At 60.4% G+C, this 17,008-nt stretch carries 9 protein-coding genes and 1 pseudogene; 8 read left to right on the forward strand and 2 right to left on the reverse strand.

The annotated features are described in order from the left end of the window. The 5 genes and pseudogenes from L2A60_RS10145 to L2A60_RS10165 form a co-directional block, all read left to right on the forward strand. Nucleotides 1-141, forward strand: a pseudogene (locus L2A60_RS10145) (IS3 family transposase); the annotation flags it as partial. A gap of 120 nt (nucleotides 142-261) precedes the next feature. After that, a complete protein-coding gene (locus L2A60_RS10150) occupies nucleotides 262-1,233 on the forward strand; it encodes a glycosyltransferase family 61 protein (RefSeq protein ID WP_235704268.1) in 972 nt (323 codons plus the stop codon). Continuing rightward, entirely contained in the window at nucleotides 1,230-2,279 is a 1,050-nt protein-coding gene (locus tag L2A60_RS10155) for a hypothetical protein (protein WP_235704269.1), read from the forward strand. Before L2A60_RS10150 ends, L2A60_RS10155 begins: the two co-directional genes overlap by 4 nt. Before the next feature lie 131 nt (nucleotides 2,280-2,410). Then, complete coding sequence (locus L2A60_RS10160; protein WP_268920215.1) at nucleotides 2,411-4,027, forward strand: DEAD/DEAH box helicase; 1,617 nt, start codon at nucleotides 2,411-2,413, stop codon at nucleotides 4,025-4,027. Then, a complete protein-coding gene (locus tag L2A60_RS10165; protein ID WP_456237166.1) occupies nucleotides 4,024-5,250 on the forward strand; it encodes an acyl-CoA dehydrogenase in 1,227 nt (408 codons plus the stop codon). Before L2A60_RS10160 ends, L2A60_RS10165 begins: the two co-directional genes overlap by 4 nt. A gap of 36 nt (nucleotides 5,251-5,286) precedes the next feature. On the opposite strand, the gene L2A60_RS10170 is transcribed toward L2A60_RS10165, so the two are convergent. Then, a complete protein-coding gene (locus tag L2A60_RS10170; RefSeq protein ID WP_235704270.1) occupies nucleotides 5,287-6,096 on the reverse strand; it encodes an N-acyl amino acid synthase FeeM domain-containing protein in 810 nt (269 codons plus the stop codon). A gap of 205 nt (nucleotides 6,097-6,301) precedes the next feature. Between L2A60_RS10170 and L2A60_RS10175 the strand changes: the two genes are divergently transcribed. Continuing rightward, on the forward strand, nucleotides 6,302-8,659 hold the full coding sequence (locus L2A60_RS10175; protein ID WP_235704271.1) for an EAL domain-containing protein: 2,358 nt from the start codon (nucleotides 6,302-6,304) through the stop codon (nucleotides 8,657-8,659). Here the strand turns inward: L2A60_RS10175 and L2A60_RS10180 are convergent. After that, nucleotides 8,656-11,418 (reverse strand): YfhO family protein, encoded by a 2,763-nt coding sequence (locus L2A60_RS10180; RefSeq protein WP_235704272.1) that lies wholly within the window; start codon nucleotides 11,416-11,418, stop codon nucleotides 8,656-8,658. The two genes, L2A60_RS10175 and L2A60_RS10180, sit on opposite strands and share 4 nt — an antisense overlap. Before the next feature lie 77 nt (nucleotides 11,419-11,495). Between L2A60_RS10180 and mutS the strand changes: the two genes are divergently transcribed. Both mutS and L2A60_RS10190 read left to right on the forward strand, forming a co-directional pair. Further along, complete coding sequence (mutS, locus tag L2A60_RS10185; protein ID WP_235704273.1) at nucleotides 11,496-14,138, forward strand: DNA mismatch repair protein MutS; 2,643 nt, start codon at nucleotides 11,496-11,498, stop codon at nucleotides 14,136-14,138. Between the two features lies 1 nt (nucleotide 14,139). After that, nucleotides 14,140-16,974: a [protein-PII] uridylyltransferase gene (locus L2A60_RS10190; RefSeq protein ID WP_235704274.1), complete on the forward strand. Its 2,835-nt coding sequence runs from the start codon at nucleotides 14,140-14,142 to the stop codon at nucleotides 16,972-16,974. Nucleotides 16,975-17,008: the final 34 nt, after the last annotated feature.

The raw sequence follows: 17,008 nt of genomic DNA on the forward strand, positions 1-17,008 counted from the left end.
GAAGCGGTCGAATTCGCCACCCTCGAATGGGTGGACTGGTTCAACCACCGGCGTCTCCTCGAGCCGATCGGCAACATCCCACCCGCCGAGGCCGAGGCGCGCTACTATGAACAACTGAACGAGCTGGCTATGGTCGCCTGAGTCAAACAAAATGGCCTCCAGGATTCCCGGCGCGGTTCAGACCGTTTCGTCGATGTCGTCCCGCATGGGCTGGTGTGTGGCCTCACCGTGTTCGGTCCCGGACGATCGGTCAATGAAGAGATGCGGGAAAACCCAATTCATCGGCTGAAACGGGTCGGCAGCCTCGTCTTGAACAATGCGATCCTGTCGCCCGAATCGATGGCTGTTCTCTGTCCCGGCCGAGGATTTTTCGATGCTTCGATCGAAAATCTTGCCATGTGGAACGGGTGTCTATCCGCCGCCGATCGCAACTTCATCGAATTGGCAAACGATGCATGGCGATGGGCCGATCCTTCCCGGCCGATCCCGGAGATCGACACGGTCGTCCTGCCGGTGGGTGGCATCGGTATCGGCAATTACGGACATTTTCTCTATGATGGTTTGCCGGCAGCCCTGTTGCACCGGCTGTTGCTAGGTCCGCACGCGGTTTTAGCGGGACGTCCCTTGCTGCCCTGGCAATCGGAGATTCTCGATGCGCTCGGGCTGCTCGACGGGTATGTTGCGCTCGACCGGCCGACCCGGTTCCGCAAGATCGTCACAAGCGATATGGTTTCGTTCAATGTGCAGTACCCGAGCCGGTTCGTCTGTGCGGTGTTCGACCGACTGCGCTTCCGCTTCGGAACCGGCACGAAAGGCCGGCGGAGGCTGTTGATTTCACGTGCCCTGCCGGAGAATCGCAGGGTCATGGAGAATCGTCCTGAGATCGAAGCGGTCGCGGCGGAATTTGGCTTCGAAATGATGCAACCGGCACGTATGACCATCGCCGAGCAGGCACGCCTGTTTGCGGAGGCCGACTGCGTGATCGGCGAATCGGGTGCGGCTTTGGCCAATCTCGGTTTCTGCGATCCTGGCACGAATGTGCTCGAAATCCAGCCGGAACGCTTCGCTGATGGCTGGACCCGCGCCGCCTGTCACGTCCTTGGCTTGCGCTGGCACGTGTTTTTCGCATGCGTGACGGGCGAGCCTGGTGATGGACCGGTCCGCGAGTTCGGCTTCACCGTCGATCCGGTGATGTTCCGCAAAGCGCTGGCCGAGGCGTTTCCGGCACGATGAACGAGACTCCCATTTTTCGTCATGTTGCTGAGGGATGGCTCGACGTTGCGCAGCGCGGGCTCATTCGCGATCAGATTTGGTTTGGCGGCGCGTCCATCCGCGATCGCGCCGGCGCAAGGTACCGGCACGCAGCGATGCCCGGTCATGAAACCCTGGTGCTGCGGGATGCCGTTCTGGTACCAGAACCATTTGCGGTGATCGACCGGGATGGCATTACACGGGCTGGCACGACCCCTTCGAAGCCGGCCGAGCCGGCCGATACCGTGCTTCTCAGTAATGCCGTTGCACCGATGGCTGCCGGCGCCTCCGTACCGCTCGGTCGGTTTCTCGGAAATTCGCTTTCGATCGCATCGATGCAGCGAGCGATGTTCGGCGAAATCGGCTTTGCCGGACCGCCATTGACGCCGCCGCAGGCCGATGCCCTCGCGGCAATGGGTCTTCTCGGCGCCTATACGCCGTTGTCCGAGCCTGTGCGAGTCGAGAAATTGTTGCTGACCCTCCAAAAAGGGCAAGGGTTTTCACGCATGATCCGTCCGGCGATCGAAACCTTGCGTTTCGCCGCCGAACCCTACGAAGTCAATCCGCGCATTGCGATTCTGGAACCTGTCACCCGCACGCGTTTCACGCGCGGCAATCAGTTCGGATTTCAGGCCTGGCTGCGGGCGCAGTCTTTCGCCTTCCTCGACCCCGATGCGATGCGACTCGGGAATACCCAACTCGGCCTTTTCGATCTGATCTCGGTTCTGGCGGCGGCACGACTCGTCGTCATCGACGACCCGGCACAGGCACCGCTGCTTGGTTTCTGTGATCCAGGCACGATCGTGATCCAACTTGGCATTGACGGCTGGCCGGATGGCGCGATCGCGACCTGTGCGCGTTTGTTCTCCCTGGAGTGGCGACTTGTGCTGGCCTTTGCACCACATTACCCGGTGCGTGGGCCTCTGCCGCTTGGCGAGCGGAAAATGTTGCGAACCGAGATCGACATCGCCGCTCTTGGCGCAGCCCTGGCCAGCGTGGAGGGTGACGTTTTGCCGATGAAGGCTTGACTTTTCGCGGGTTTGCCGAGATACCAATGGGCGGATGGCGCATTTCGATGTGCCAATGCCCTTGTGCACGGCTCATCACTCTCCGGCGTATGGGCACGCGCGCATTTCTCTAATTCGAATTGGTCACCATTTTGTCCGAGTCTCAGGATTTCGATCCAAAGCCTGTCACCTCTGAATCGGTGTTCGCCGATATTCCCACCGCAGACGCCACAGTCCAACTCGATACCGGCTTTGCGGCGCTCGGGCTATCGGAACCCGTGCTCAAGGCTCTCGTCGAGAAGGGCTACACCACGCCCACACCGATTCAGGAGCAGGCTATCCCGATCGTGCTGATGGGGCGGGACGTTCTGGGCTGTGCGCAGACCGGCACGGGCAAGACCGCCGGATTTACCTTGCCGATGCTCGATATCCTGTCTGGCTCGCGCGCACGTGCACGGATGCCACGCTCGCTCATTTTGGAACCGACGCGCGAACTCGCTCTCCAGGTCGCGGAAAACTTCGTCCAGTACGGCAAGCACCTGAAGCTAACTCATGCGTTGCTGATCGGCGGCGAAAGCATGAGTGAACAGAAGGAGGTTCTGACCCGTGGTGTCGATGTTCTGATCGCGACGCCGGGGCGGCTGATCGATATTTTCGAACGTGGCGGTCTATTGTTGTCGGACGTGCGGGTTCTGGTCATCGACGAAGCGGACCGGATGCTCGATATGGGGTTTATTCCCGATGTCGAGCGGATCGTCGCGATGCTGCCGCCGCTGCGCCAGACCCTGTTTTTCTCCGCGACCATGGCGCCGGAAATCAAGCGCTTGGCCGACGCCTTTTTGTCCAATCCGAAGGAAATCAGCGTCTCCAAACCGGCTTCGGTGGCAACGACCATTACCGAAGGCTTGGCGCTGGTCGCCACGCACGATAAGCGCGAGGCGCTGCGCCGACTGGTCCGCACCGAGGACGTGCAGAATGCCCTGATCTTCTGCAATCGTAAGCGGGATGTCGATATTCTTTATAAGTCACTGACAAGGCACAAGTTTTCTGCGGGTGCGCTGCATGGTGACATGCCGCAATCGGCGCGGTTCGCCACGCTGGAGAAATTCAAGGCCGGCGAGATTCGCCTTCTGGTCTGTTCCGATGTCGCGGCGCGCGGCATCGACATCGGCGGATTGTCCCATGTGTTCAATTTCGACGTGCCGCACCATGCCGAGGATTATGTCCACCGAATCGGCCGGACCGGTCGCGCCGGGCTTGAGGGCAGGGCATTGACTTTAGCTACACCGGAGGACCGGCTTGCGGTCGAAGCGATCCAGAAATTGACCGGCCATGCGATCCCCCCTCTCGCGGTGGAGGGTTTGGATCCGGTCGATTGGGCCGAGGTCGATTCGCGCGGCCGGCGCCGCAGCCGTGGCGGCAAAGGTGCCTCACCGCCGCGCGCCGAGAAAGCGTCGAAATCGGCTGCTCCTCGACGCGTGGAGGCTGCCGTGCAACCGGCTGTTGACGAAATGCAATTAAAAGCGACGCGCCAGGACCCGCGGCGATCAAGCGAAAGGATGCGCGGGGATCGTCGCACCGATACGGCGCGGGAGCCGCGGCGTGACCGTGAGATGCGGGGTTTGGAGAATCGCGACAGCGTCATTGGTTTTGGCGCGGACATTCCTGCCTTCATGCAAATCAGGCGGCGAACGGCTGTCGTCAGGATGGAAACCCCATCCCGGAACGAGGGTGGCGATCACAACGATGGGACGGAGATTGCGGCATGAACGTGATGAGCAAGCCAGCCGACGCAACCAACGTGGGGGCCGCGCATAAAGGCGGATTTGCGCCGTTCGACTGGGCCGACGTCTTCCGTCTCGACACGCAACTGACCGAGGATGAACGCGCGATTCGCGATGCCGCGCATGATTACTGTCAGGACAAGCTGTTTCCACGCGTTCTTCATGCTTTTCGCGAAGAAAAATTCGATCGCGCCATCGTCTCGGAAATGGGCGAGATGGGGTTTCTGGGAGCCACCCTGGCAAGTCATGGCTGTGCCGATGTATCTTACGTGGCCTATGGGCTGATCGCCCGCGAATTGGAACGGGTGGATAGCGGCTACCGCTCGGTATTTTCGGTGCAGTCTTCGCTGGTCATGTACCCGATCTCTGCCTTCGGTTCGCCGGCTCAGAAGGACAAATATCTGCCGAAGCTGCGGTCCGGCGAATGGGTCGGCTGCTTTGGCCTGACCGAACCCGATGCCGGGTCCGATCCAGGCTCGATGCGCACGCGGGCAAAGAAAGTGGATGGCGGCTATCTGCTGAACGGCTCGAAAACCTGGATCAGCAATTCGCCGATCGCCGATATGGCCCTGGTCTGGGCGAAAGACGACAACGACGTGATCCGTGGCTTTCTGATCGATCGCGGCGCGAAAGGATTCGAGACGCCGAAAATCGACGGCAAGTTTTCCCTCCGCGCCTCGATTACCGGCATGATTATGCTGGAAGACGTGTTCGTGCCGGACGATCACATGCTGCCGGGCGTGAAGGGTCTGCGCGGGCCGTTTTCGTGTTTGAACAACGCACGTTACGGCATTTGCTGGGGTACGCTGGGCGCAGCCGAATTTTGCTGGCACGCGGCGCGCACCTATACGCTCGACCGGCAGATGTTCGGCCGGCCGCTCGCCGCGACCCAACTCGTGCAGAAGAAGCTTGCCGATATGCAGACCGAAATCGTCCTCGGGTTGCAGGGGGCGCTGCGTCTTGGTCGCTTGCTCGACGAAGGGGTGGCGGCCCCGGAAATGATCTCGCTGATGAAACGCAACAACTGCGGGAAGGCGCTGGATGTCGCCAGAATGTCACGGGACATGCATGGCGGCAACGGTATCGTGGACGAATATCATGTGATCCGGCACATGATGAATCTTGAAACTGTGAACACCTACGAGGGAGCGCATGACGTGCATGCGCTCATTCTCGGCCGGGCACAGACAGGCATTTCGGCGTTTTAAGCCGATTTCGAAAGACATCCACCTGGCGTTCACTCGTTACGCTGCATTTTGATATAAAATTTCACTACGGTTAATGGTTTCACGTGAGGAATCATAAGATTCGACGTCGGCAAAAACCGGAACCAATTTCCCCGCGAGTAAATTAGAATATGTCTCATCGTAGCGGAATACATTGCGAAGAAACGGAATTTTCTGCTGAACTATTTCATACTCGCACTCGATACCCATCATTAAGGCTGTCTGAAATTTTAACTTTGGATAATAATGTCTAGGTTCAGCTTTTTTATCAAATCCAATTCTGCGGTAAATTCCCGCATGGTTTTGTCTTACTCCACAAAACAATATGCCAGACTCAAAATATTTAGTCAGATATTTTGCCATTCTAAATAATGCAAATATAACTTCGACATTTTTTTCAACACCAGGATGAGAGACCAGTCGAAGAACCTCGACTGCCCGTTGCTCCAATTTATTCCGGCTATACCGTTCGATAAGCTCTGGGATTACATCCGGGAATGTCGCCATTATGGGCATGGTGTAAATGCCTTTAGATGCGGCAACAGGATCATGCAGGCATACGCGGACAGATGCGATCGGCTCGCCGTATTTGTAGATGACAATGGTTTTTGAAGTTTCGAGAGAATCGTACTCATCGGGAAACAGGCGCTCCTGGTTTTCTTCTAAAAAGCCATGGCAGTAATAACTTTCGTATCTTAAGGACCACGCTTGGCGCATAATTTCTGGTGTTGCGGCCAAACGGGCCATCAATTTATCGCTGCGCGTCACCAAATTGGCGCTAGGCGCAAGCGTCCAGGTTGGGGTTGAGCCAACAATAGAACCATCCATGTTTAACCTCCGGTCCGAGAAAGCAGGGCCATAATAGGTTATTAACCTTCATGGGGTATAAATTTATTTTTGCAGCACGTCTGAGGTGTGCTAAAGTTTTGAAAGCGATTGGTTTTCCGCCAAAAAATTTTGAACGCAACACGGAGTGTGAGGGTTTGTCTAGTTCTGTCACATTCGCACCGAATTATTAGATTTTGGCAACAATATGAAACGGTTGAACCATCGAATCGTCAGCCTGATGACCCACCGCGATATTCCTGCGCAATATCGCGATCAGGTTCAAGAAATTCACTTAAATACGTGGACACGCCACGGTTTTTTCATGATTCCCGTTGGATTTATTGTGGCGCTAGCTCTGTTTTTTCAATCTGACCGATTTATTTCAAATGTAAAAATTAAAATAAGTTTTGTTTTTATTTTTTTTATTTATGTTTTATTGTTTTTATTTTGTATATTTTGGAACAAGTCAGACAACAAAGAAAAATTTATCAAAAATTATTTTTTGTATTTGTGTTATATGAGACTATTTCTTGGAATTTTTTGGTCAATATTTATTAATATCATGATATATTCAAGCAACGGCCCACAAGTAATATTACTTTTTGGCGTTGAAATTGGTTTGATTTCTAGCGCGGTTATTGGCGGCCCATTGACTTATGCTTTTGCGTTTTGGATTCCGATTGTTATTGGATCATTTGTCCCTGTTTTTGAAGACGCTCGTTTTTTTTATTTTCCTGTATTTTTATGTTTGCTTTCTTATACTGTTTACACATTGATTTCTATTATTTTTATAAACAATAGATTGATTGAGAGAACTGTTGCTTCCCTTCGCCTCACTCAAACGAGTGAAACCATCCGTGTCTTACTCCGTGATTTCGAAGAAAATGCCAGCGACTGGCTCTGGGAGACCGATGCCGAACGCAACCTCAAGCACGCTTCTGCACGATTTGCCGAGGTGGCACGCCGACCGGCCGCATCGATCCGCGGAGATTTTCTCGCCTTCATTGCCGGAGAAGACGACACGATCCGCAAGGTGCGGAAAAACACCGGGGACCCCTACGAACCACTTCGCCTGAAATTCGAAATGCAACGACCGTTCCGCGACATCGTCGTCCCTGCGAATATGGATGGCGAGCAGCGCTGGTGGTCCCTTACCGGCAAGCCGATCACCGATCAGGCCGGAGTATTTATCGGCTATCGGGGCGTCGGTTCCGATGTCACCGCGATGCACCAGTCGCGCGAACGCATCGCCTACCTTGCCAGGCACGACACGCTGACCGACCTTGCCAACCGCACGGAATTCAATAATGCCCTCGGTCAGTTGCTTGCCGACGGCAGCCGGTCCGGTGCGGCTTTGCTCTGTCTCGATCTCGATCAGTTCAAGGCGATCAACGACAGTTATGGCCATGGCCTTGGCGATTCGGTGCTGCGCGCGGTCGCGCATCGAATCCGCAGCGCGATCCGCGATCGAGACATCGCAGCAAGACTTGGTGGTGACGAATTTTCCATCGTGCTACCCTCGAATAACGAATTCGACGCAACCGCCGTGGCCGAGCGGGTGATCGACCGCATCGCCCGTCCGTTCAAGTTCGATGGCGTCACCGTCGAGATCGGGGTCAGTATCGGTATCGCCCTTGCGCCGCATGACGGCGAAACGTCGGAGGAATTGTACAAGAATGCCGATCTAGCGCTTTATCGGGCCAAAGATGCCGGGCGCGGCACGTGGCGTCTGTTCGACCGGGAGATGGACCGTCATCTCCAGGAACGTCGCAGCCTGCAGCGCGATATCAAGCGGGCCCTGCTGAGCGAACAACTTTTCGTCGAATACCAGCCTTTCGTCGCTCTCGACACGCACAAGATCACCGGGCTCGAATCCCTGGTGCGCTGGCACCATCCCGAGCGCGGCATCATCGCGCCCGACGAGTTCATCGAAATTGCCGAACAGAGCGGTCATATCGGCACGATCACGGCATTCGTTCTCGCGGAATCCCTGGCAGTCGCCGCTCAACTGCCGGCCAATGTCTCGATCGCGGTCAATCTCTCTCCACTGCATCTTCGCGAGGCATGGTTGTTCGATCAACTCTCAGGCATCATCGAACGATCGAAAATCGACCCCGGCCGGATCGAGTTCGAAGTAACCGAATCGGCCGTGCTGGAAACCGAGGGACGCACGCTCGAAAACCTCCATCGCCTGCGAGAACTCGGATGCCGCATCGCGATCGATGATTTCGGGACCGGCTATTCCTCTCTGGCAACCTTGCGAGGCTTTCCGTTCGATCGACTGAAGATCGACCGCAGCTTCATCGTTGATTTGGAACGCCGCGAAAACGATGCGCCAATCGTCAAGGCGATCATCGAATTGAGCCGGACCCTAGGGCTGCGCGTGACCGCAGAAGGTGTTGAAACCGCGCGTCATGCCGATATTCTGCGCGCCTATCAGTGCCACGATGGTCAGGGGTTTCTGTTCTCTCCGCCATTGCCGAAACGCGATGTCCTGGAATGGTTCGAGTGCGACAACACCGCACATGGGATGGCGCCGGGGCAGGTCGGTAGCGCCATCTAAACCCTTCGCTTTGCCCCGATCATAAGTAGGGTCAACCAGATCACCATACCGGCCAGGGCAACAGCGCAACTGATGCGGATGAACGGTGGCCGATAGAAGAACCGTACGCGACTGGTCCCGGCGGGCAGGGCGACTGACTGAAACATGGTTTCGGCCGCGGCGATCGGCGTGGCCTGTCCGTCGATACGCGCATGCCAGCCGGGGTAATCCGCTTCGAGCCAAGTCAGCACTGCCGGTGCGATGCACGTGGCATCGACCGTATTCCAATTCAGCGAGGCAATATGGCAGACGGGTTCTGCCGAGAATAATGGCCGATTCCACGGCAGGCGATAAATGCGCATGACCCGGTCCTGAAAAACGAGACGCGGCAATATACCGGCCGGATGCGACACGAATCGCAGGATCGGCGCGTGCAAAGCCGGTGCCCCTGCAGGCGTGAGAGATGACGGCGCGTCCTGCCGAAGTGTACCAAGCCAGATCGCAACGGCACCTCCTGCCGCATGTGCGAGTTGGTAAGTGACCGACGCGCCTGCCGGCACCACAAGCGGGTGAACAAGCGGGATCTCCAGAAACTGGTTATCGCTCGCGGTTGCCAGATCGGCCTTACCGATTGCGCATTCCGTGCCTACGCAAATCTTTAGGCTGAGATGGCCACTTGAGGCACCGTGGTAGGTGCCGATCAGCACATCGACCCGATTGATCCGGTCGATGCGCAGCAGCCCGGCCGGAATCGCGCCGTCCAGCACGGCATCTGGTCCCAGCGCGAACGGAATTCGCGACGCGGAATCCTCCGGCAGAGCCTGAACGGCGGTGAACGGGTTCTGATTTGGCGGTGCCAGTACATATTTCACCCCGATCGTCTCATATGCAGCGAGATGCCGGCGGAGTTCGGTGGCTTGATCGGGCGGGATGGTCCCGGGTTGGGGGCGGATAAATATCCCACTCCGCAATGCCGCTGCGATATGCGGCAATAGCACGCAGCCCAGGGTGCGCGTCTGCAAGCCGATGAACAGCACGACATCTGCGTAAGGATCGAGGTGTTGATGGATGTAACGATTCCACGTGGCCTGAACCGGTAATTCGTTCTCGTCGATCGAAGCGAGTCCGTATGCCGCCGGATAGTTCGGACCGAAAGGTTGCAGCGAGTAGAATCGCGCTCCACCGAGATGGTGCTGCAGATAGCGCACCCCGTCGAGATCGAGTTTGCCACGAAACGGTGCCCCTAACTGGCCGATCGCGGCGGTGCCGAGGGCATCCGCGCCGAGGATAAATGCAAGCGCCAGCAAGGCAATCCGACTTGGCCGAATCGTGAGGAGCAAGCCGGCCGCAACCGCGAGCCCGAGTTCAGATCCGCTCGCCGCCAAGGCAAAACTGCGCGGTGCGGCGGCGCCAGCGAACCACGCACGCAAGGCGCCGGACGCAGGCAGCACCGCGATCAGAATGACTGCGACACCGAGTGCGGCGAGCAAGATCGTCGCACTCCTGTCGAGAGCCCCTGACCGCTGCCAGGCATCGACGGCGATTCCGGCCATGATGAAACAGGCAATCTCCATCGCGGGACCACAGAATCGGATCGCGTCGGTCTGCGCCATCAAAGGGAGGGCGTCGATCAGCCAGATCGCTGGGGGAAAGCCCCAGATTCGCGCCTGCCAGACCAGAACGAAGCCGAACATCACGAAAGCAAGGCCGCGTTGCGGCGAGGGGCGTAGCAGCGCAGCGAGAGCGAGCGTCACCGCGATCGGCCCGAACCAGCCGCCAAGTTGAACCCAGTAAGCCTGAATCAGATTGACCAGCGCTGCCGGCACGCCGGCGGGAGGTGCCGCTCCAATCGGCCCGTAGATGAACGGAAAAAGCTGCACCGGCGCTCCGGGCGACTCCAACCAGATCCAACTGAACAGCTTCGCGTGCCGGCTGAGGTAGGATTGTGCGATATATTGGAAGAAGGGCACCAAAAGCGGCAGCGAAAGCGCCAGCCCGATCCCTGCACCCAGCGCGATCTTTCCGGCAAAGCGCCAGCGTGCATCGCCGATCGTTGCGAATCGCCACATCACCCACACAGCGGCAAGAATTCCGTCGATATAGGCGGATTCAGGATAGCCGCCATAAATCGAATAAGCGAGAGCGAGCGGGATCAATCCCCAGCCGAGCGGCCACTTTTCCCGTGCCGCGCGCTGCGCGCGTTCGATGCCGAGCAGAAGCAGCGGCGCGAAGGGCAGGGGACCCATCGTATGCGGTACGAGAAAAAAAGTCGCGTTCAGCGCATATAGCGCACCAGCCAGAAACGCGGCTAGCCTTGTCAGGCCCAGTTCGATCAGCAGCGCATACATGAACAGGCCGCACAGCATCTGGAGAATCAGCTTGAGCACGAGCCAGCCCTGCCAGGATTTCAGCAGCAGAACGAAGGGCAGGAAGAACGACATGGTTTGCATTTCGGCGGCAAGCGGCATGCCCACTCCCGAATAGGGATTCCACCAGGGGACGATGCCGTGCAGCCAATCCGCCGCGCTCAGCATGCCGAGCGGCTGGGTGATCAGGCCGATTGTGGGATCGAACCAGCCGGGAGCGGCAAGCAAAAGCCGCTTGCCCATCGATCCGGTCAGAAACGCCACGAACAAGGCTGGATTGTTCGCGACGATGCCGGCTAGAATGAGACCACTCGCCAAAAGCGGCAGAGCTAGGAGGAGAGCGATCGGCAAGCCGTGCCGGTATTTGGCACGCAGCTTGGACGTTTTGCGATCGGTGACGTCGTGCCGCTCCATCGCTTCCCTTGTGCCCGCTTGACAGGCGACGGGCAATCCGGCTTCGCAGCCGATGCGTCATCGACTAGATTGACCCGATGGATGCGAGCCGCGCCGAAGGCGCAACACCTGCCATGGCGCAATGGTTCAGGGCGAAGGCGGATTATCCCGACGCCTTGATTTTCTTTCGCATGGGCGATTTCTACGAGCTGTTCTTCGACGACGCCGAGGCGGCGGCAGCCGCGCTCGACATCGCGCTCACCGCGCGCGGAACGCATCAGGGCGAACCTGTCCGCATGTGCGGCGTGCCGGTCTCCCAGCGCGACCTTTATCTTGGGCGGCTGATCCGGCGCGGCTTCCGCGTCGCGGTGGCAGAGCAGCTCGAAACGCCCGAGGCGGCCAAAGCGCGCGGCGGCAAAACACCGATCGAGCGGGCAGTGACCCGCCTGATCACCCCCGGCACGATTACCGAGGAAGCGCTGCTTGAAGCCGGCAGCAGCAATATTCTCCTGGCGCTCGCCGCCGATGGAGATCGGCTCGGCGCGGCGTGGCTCGATGTTTCGACCGCGATGTTCGAAACCGCGATTATCCCGACCGGCGCGCTCGCCGCTCTGCTCGGCCGACTCGATCCCGCAGAAATCATCGCTTCCGGAGTGTCAACGCTCGGCGCCTATGCCGATCGCCGTGCCGAAGCGGAAACGCCGCCACCCGAGGCCGCGCGCCGGTATCTCGTGCGTGTCTTCAATGTCACCTCACTTGATGCGTTCGGCGCCTTTACCGATGCCGAGGCTTCGGCGGCGGCGGCGGCGTTGCGCTACGTCGAGCGCAGCCAGGCCGGCGCCTTGCCGCGTCTTGCCCATCCGGTGCGAACCGCCGATCACGGTCTGCTGGCGATGGATGCGGCGACCCGCGCGAGTCTCGATTTGCTGCGCGCGCGCGACGGGTCGGAAGCAGGCAGCCTGTTCGGCGCGATCAAACGAACCGTCAGCCCAGCCGGCGCGCGAATGCTCGCCGGCTGGGTTGCGTCGCCGCTCGACGCCATCGATGCGTTGCGGGCAAGACAGGCGGGCTGGCAGTCCCTGATTGCGGCTCCCGATGCATTGCGATCCGTGCGCGCCGGATTGCGCGGCGCGCCGGATCTCGCTCGGGCACTGGCGCGGCTGAGTCTGGCCGCGCGCAACGCAGGGCGGCTGGCGCCGCGCGATCTCGGCCAGGTTCGTGATGCGCTGGCGAGCGCTGCCACTGTCAGAAGAGCATTGACTCCCCTGATGGGCAGCGATTCGGTACAGCCGCTCGCCGCTGATATCGCGGCACTCGATCCTTCGGCCGCGCTTGCGGCGCTGCTTCAGTCGGCGCTGGTCGAAACGCCACCGTCGCGGCTCGGCGAAGGTTCGTCAATCCGGCCCGGCTTCGACGGCGAACTCGATGCCGAGCGCCGGCTGCGCGACGAAACGCGGCAGGTAATCGCTGGCCTGCAGACCGAACTCGCCTCCCGCTACGGTGTGGCAAGTTTGAAAGTGCGCCATCACAATCAGCTCGGTTACGTGCTGGAGGCACCGTCCAGCGCCATCGATGCATTGCGCGACTTCCCCGAACTGATTCTGCGCCAGGGTCTTGCCTCTGCCGCCCGTTTCTCCCATCCGGAGCTGTCGGATCTGGATCGGCGGATCGCCGAAGCGCATGACAGGGCAGCCGCTCGCGAGGCGCTGGTGCTCGATCATCTGCTGCGTCAGGTGGTTCGGCATGAGGATCGGATCGGCGCCTGTGCCGAGGCCTTGGCTCGGCTCGATGCACTCCAGTCGGCGGCGAGCCTCGCCGAGATCGGGCGCTGGTGTGCGCCTTGCCTGACCGAGGGAACCGATTTTGTCATCGATGCCGGGCGACATCCGGTGGTCGAAGCGGCACTACCGCCGGGCCAGTCCTATATCGCCAACGACGCCGATCTTTCGTCCGAACGCCGGCTGATGTTGCTTACGGGCCCGAATATGGCGGGCAAATCGACATTTCTCCGGCAGAACGCCTTGATGATCGTGCTCGCTCAGGCCGGGTTGCCGGTGCCGGCCGACGCAGCGCGGATCGGTCTGGTCGACCGGCTGTTTTCGCGTGTCGGGGCCGCCGACGATCTGGCCGCCGGCCGCTCTACCTTCATGGTCGAGATGATCGAAACGGCAGCGATCCTGCATCAGGCCGGCCCTCGCAGCTTCGTGATCATCGACGAGATCGGCCGGGGCACCGGCACCAGGGACGGGTTGGCGATCGCCCAGGCGGTGCTCGAGGCTCTGCACGGGATGATCCGAAGCCGCGCCATTTTCGCGACGCATTTTCACGATCTCGTGCAATTGGATGCGGCGCTGCCCCGGCTGCGCCCCTGCACGATGCGGGTGAAGGAGTGGCGCGGCGAGGTGGTGTTCCTGCATGAAGTCATCGAGGGGGCGGCGGAACGAAGCTGGGGCGTGCATGTGGCAAAACTGGCAGGGGTGCCGGAGAACATCGTCCGCCGAGCGGATTCCCTGCTGCGCGCGGCAGAACGAACTCAAAGTCCCGCCGCATCCTTGCCGCTATTCGCCGGCATGGAGGACGCACCGGCCTTGGCCGATCCTGCAGAAGCGCCGGAATGGCGTGCGGCGCTCGCCGGTATCGATCCCGATCGACTGTCGCCACGCGAGGCGCTCGATCTGATTTATGCGTGGCGACGAAAGTTTCTTGGCGATGCGGAGCCTGACGCGGTAGAGGGTGGATGATATGACGGATACCGCACAATCATCGCCATTTTTCTTGCCCGATCTGCCGGAAGCGCCGTCAGGTTTCGTCTCGGCCCCGCTCGACGGCGCAGGCCGCGATCGCCCGGATGTCGGCGCGACGCTCGCGGCACTTATTCCCACGGGCGCCGTGCCGCCGCGCGATGCGGCGCTCGGCTTGTTCCGCCGCCAGCTCGCCCGATTGCAAACCCATGTGCAAACGCGGTTCGAACTCGGGGAACTGAGCGGACTTGCTGCCGCACGGCTGCTCTCGGGCCTGATGGATGAGTTTATTGCCGCCCTGATCCGTTATGCGCTCGAATTGCTGCCGGTCGAAGCGGGCGACCGGCTCGCGGTCGCGGCCACCGGGGGCTATGGCCGGGCCACGCTCGCGCCGTTCAGCGATATCGATCTTTTGTTTCTGACCGATCATGAACCTTCGGCACGGGTCGAGCGGGCGGTCGAATTCATCCTGTATTTTCTTTGGGATCTCGGTCTGAAAGTCGGCCACGCCACGCGTTCGACCGCCGATTGCCTGACCGAGGCAAGCGGCGACATCACCATCCGCACCTCGCTGCTCGATGCGCGCTGCCTGGCCGGCGACCGGCCTCTGTTCGCGCATTTCCAGCTCGCCTTCCGCGCCGATTGCGCCGCCGAAAGCCCCGCTAAATACATCGCTGCGAAACAGGAGGAGCGCGCCGCCCGCCACGCCCGGTTCGGCGATACGCCGTTCATGGTCGAGCCCAACATCAAGGAGGGAAAGGGCGGGCTGCGCGATCTGCAAACGCTCTACTGGGTCGCGCGCTATGTGTTCGGCACCTTCGCGATGACCGAACTGGTCGGACCCTCCGCACCCGGCGGCGGGATTCTTAGCGCCTCGGAGGCGCGGGCGTGCAAGCGTGCCTGGGATTATCTTTGGACCGTCCGATTCCACCTCCATTATGTCGCCGGCCGCGCCGAAGAGCGGCTGACCTTCGACCTGCAGCCGGTGATCGGTGCGCGCATGGGATATACACGCCATGGGCGGCAGGACGGCGTCGAGCGCTTCATGCGCCACTACTTCCTAGTGGTGCGCGAGGTCGCGCGGGTGACCGGCGTGCTGGAGCCGGCCGTGCTTCGCGCGGCACTCGGCCCGCCGGCGATCGCGCCCGCGACCGATTCGGAACTCGCGGATGCCGGATTCGTGCTTGCCGACGGGCGCATCCTATTCGCTCAGGGCCGCGAGCCGACGGTTGAGCCGCTGCAATTGTTCCGCATCCTTCGTTTCGCACGCGACCGTGCGCTTGCGCTGCATCCGCTTGCCCTGCGCGCGATGATCCGGGGCGCACGCCGGACCGCCGAGTTGCGCGGCGATCCCGCGGCGGCGGCCCTGTTTCTTGATCTTCTGTGCGGCGCCGGCGAACCAACCGCCGATGGCGCGCACTGGCTGAAGATACTGAACGAGACCGGCGCGCTCGGCCGCTATCTGCCGGACTGGCGGCGCATCGTCGGGCAGATGCAGTTCGACAGCTACCATGTCTATACCGTGGACATGCACACGATTCATGCCATCGGCGTACTCAATATGATCGAACGAGGCGAACTCGTCGAGATCGCGCCGGTGGCGAGTGGCGTCGCCCGGCATCTGCAATCGCGCCGCGCGCTTTATGTCGCGCTGCTGCTCCACGACATCGCCAAGGGCAGGGGCGGGGACCATTCCGAGATCGGCGCGGAACTTGCCGCAACGATCGGCCCCGCACTCGGTCTCGACCCGGAAGAGACCGAGATGGTCTCCTGGCTGGTACTGCATCATCTGCTACTGAGCCAGACGGCGTTTTCCCGCGATATCGACGACCCGAAAACGATTCTCGACGTCGCTGACGTCGTGCAATCGCCGGAGCGGCTGCGCCTCCTATTGATCCTGACCGTGGCGGATATCCGCGCGGTTTCGCCCAAGGTCTGGAATGGCTGGAAGGCGACGCTGCTTCGAGAAATCTATGCGCGCGTGGCCGAGGTTCTGGAGGGCGGGCTTGCGACCACCGAACGCGATGTCCGGGTCGCGCGGGTCAAGCAGATGGTCAGCGAATTGTTGGCCGACTGGCCTGCCGTCGATCGTGAGGATTTTCTCAACCTTGGCTATCCGGGATATTGGCTTGGATTCGACCCCGAAACTATCGCGCGCCACGGCAGGCTGATCCGCGACGCGAAGCAGCGGAACATGCCGCTGGTGGTGGCCGCCGAACCGTTGCCGGCGCGGGGGGTTACCGAAATCGTCGTCTATACGGCGGACCATGCCGGATTGTTCAGCAGGATCGCCGGAGCGCTAGCGGTTGCCGGCGCCTCGATCGTCGATGCGCGAATCCACACGCTGACCGACGGCATGGCGCTGGATACGTTCTGGATTCAGGATGCCGGCGGTGGGCCGCTGGATGCGCCGCACCGTCTGGCGCGGATATCCGCGGTGATCGAGCAGGTGCTGTCCGGCCGGCTTAGGCTTTCTGCGGAGATCCGCAAGGCCGGCCGCAATGTGGCCGGCGGACGGATGCGCGCGATCCATGTGCCGCCGCGTGTGGTCGTCGACAATCGCGCCTCCAATCGTCACACCGTGATCGAGGTGAACGGGCGCGACCGGCCCGGCCTGCTGCACGACGTGACGGCGGCGATCACCGGGCAAGGGCTGCAAATCGCCTCGGCACATATCACGACCTACGGCGTGCGGGCCGTGGACGTTTTTTACGTGAAGGACGTGTTCGGCCTGAAAGTGCAAAATGAACGCAAGCTCGCACAATTGCGCGGCGCGTTGATCGAAGCCCTTTCCGGCCCTCCCGAGGAAACGACGCAGGAGCGAACGCGCACCTGACGGCCCTCCGGTTGCCGATCAGGCGGCCTCTATG

The sequence above is a fragment of the Acidiphilium iwatense genome, from assembly GCF_021556475.1.
Classification (GTDB): domain Bacteria; phylum Pseudomonadota; class Alphaproteobacteria; order Acetobacterales; family Acetobacteraceae; genus Acidiphilium; species Acidiphilium iwatense.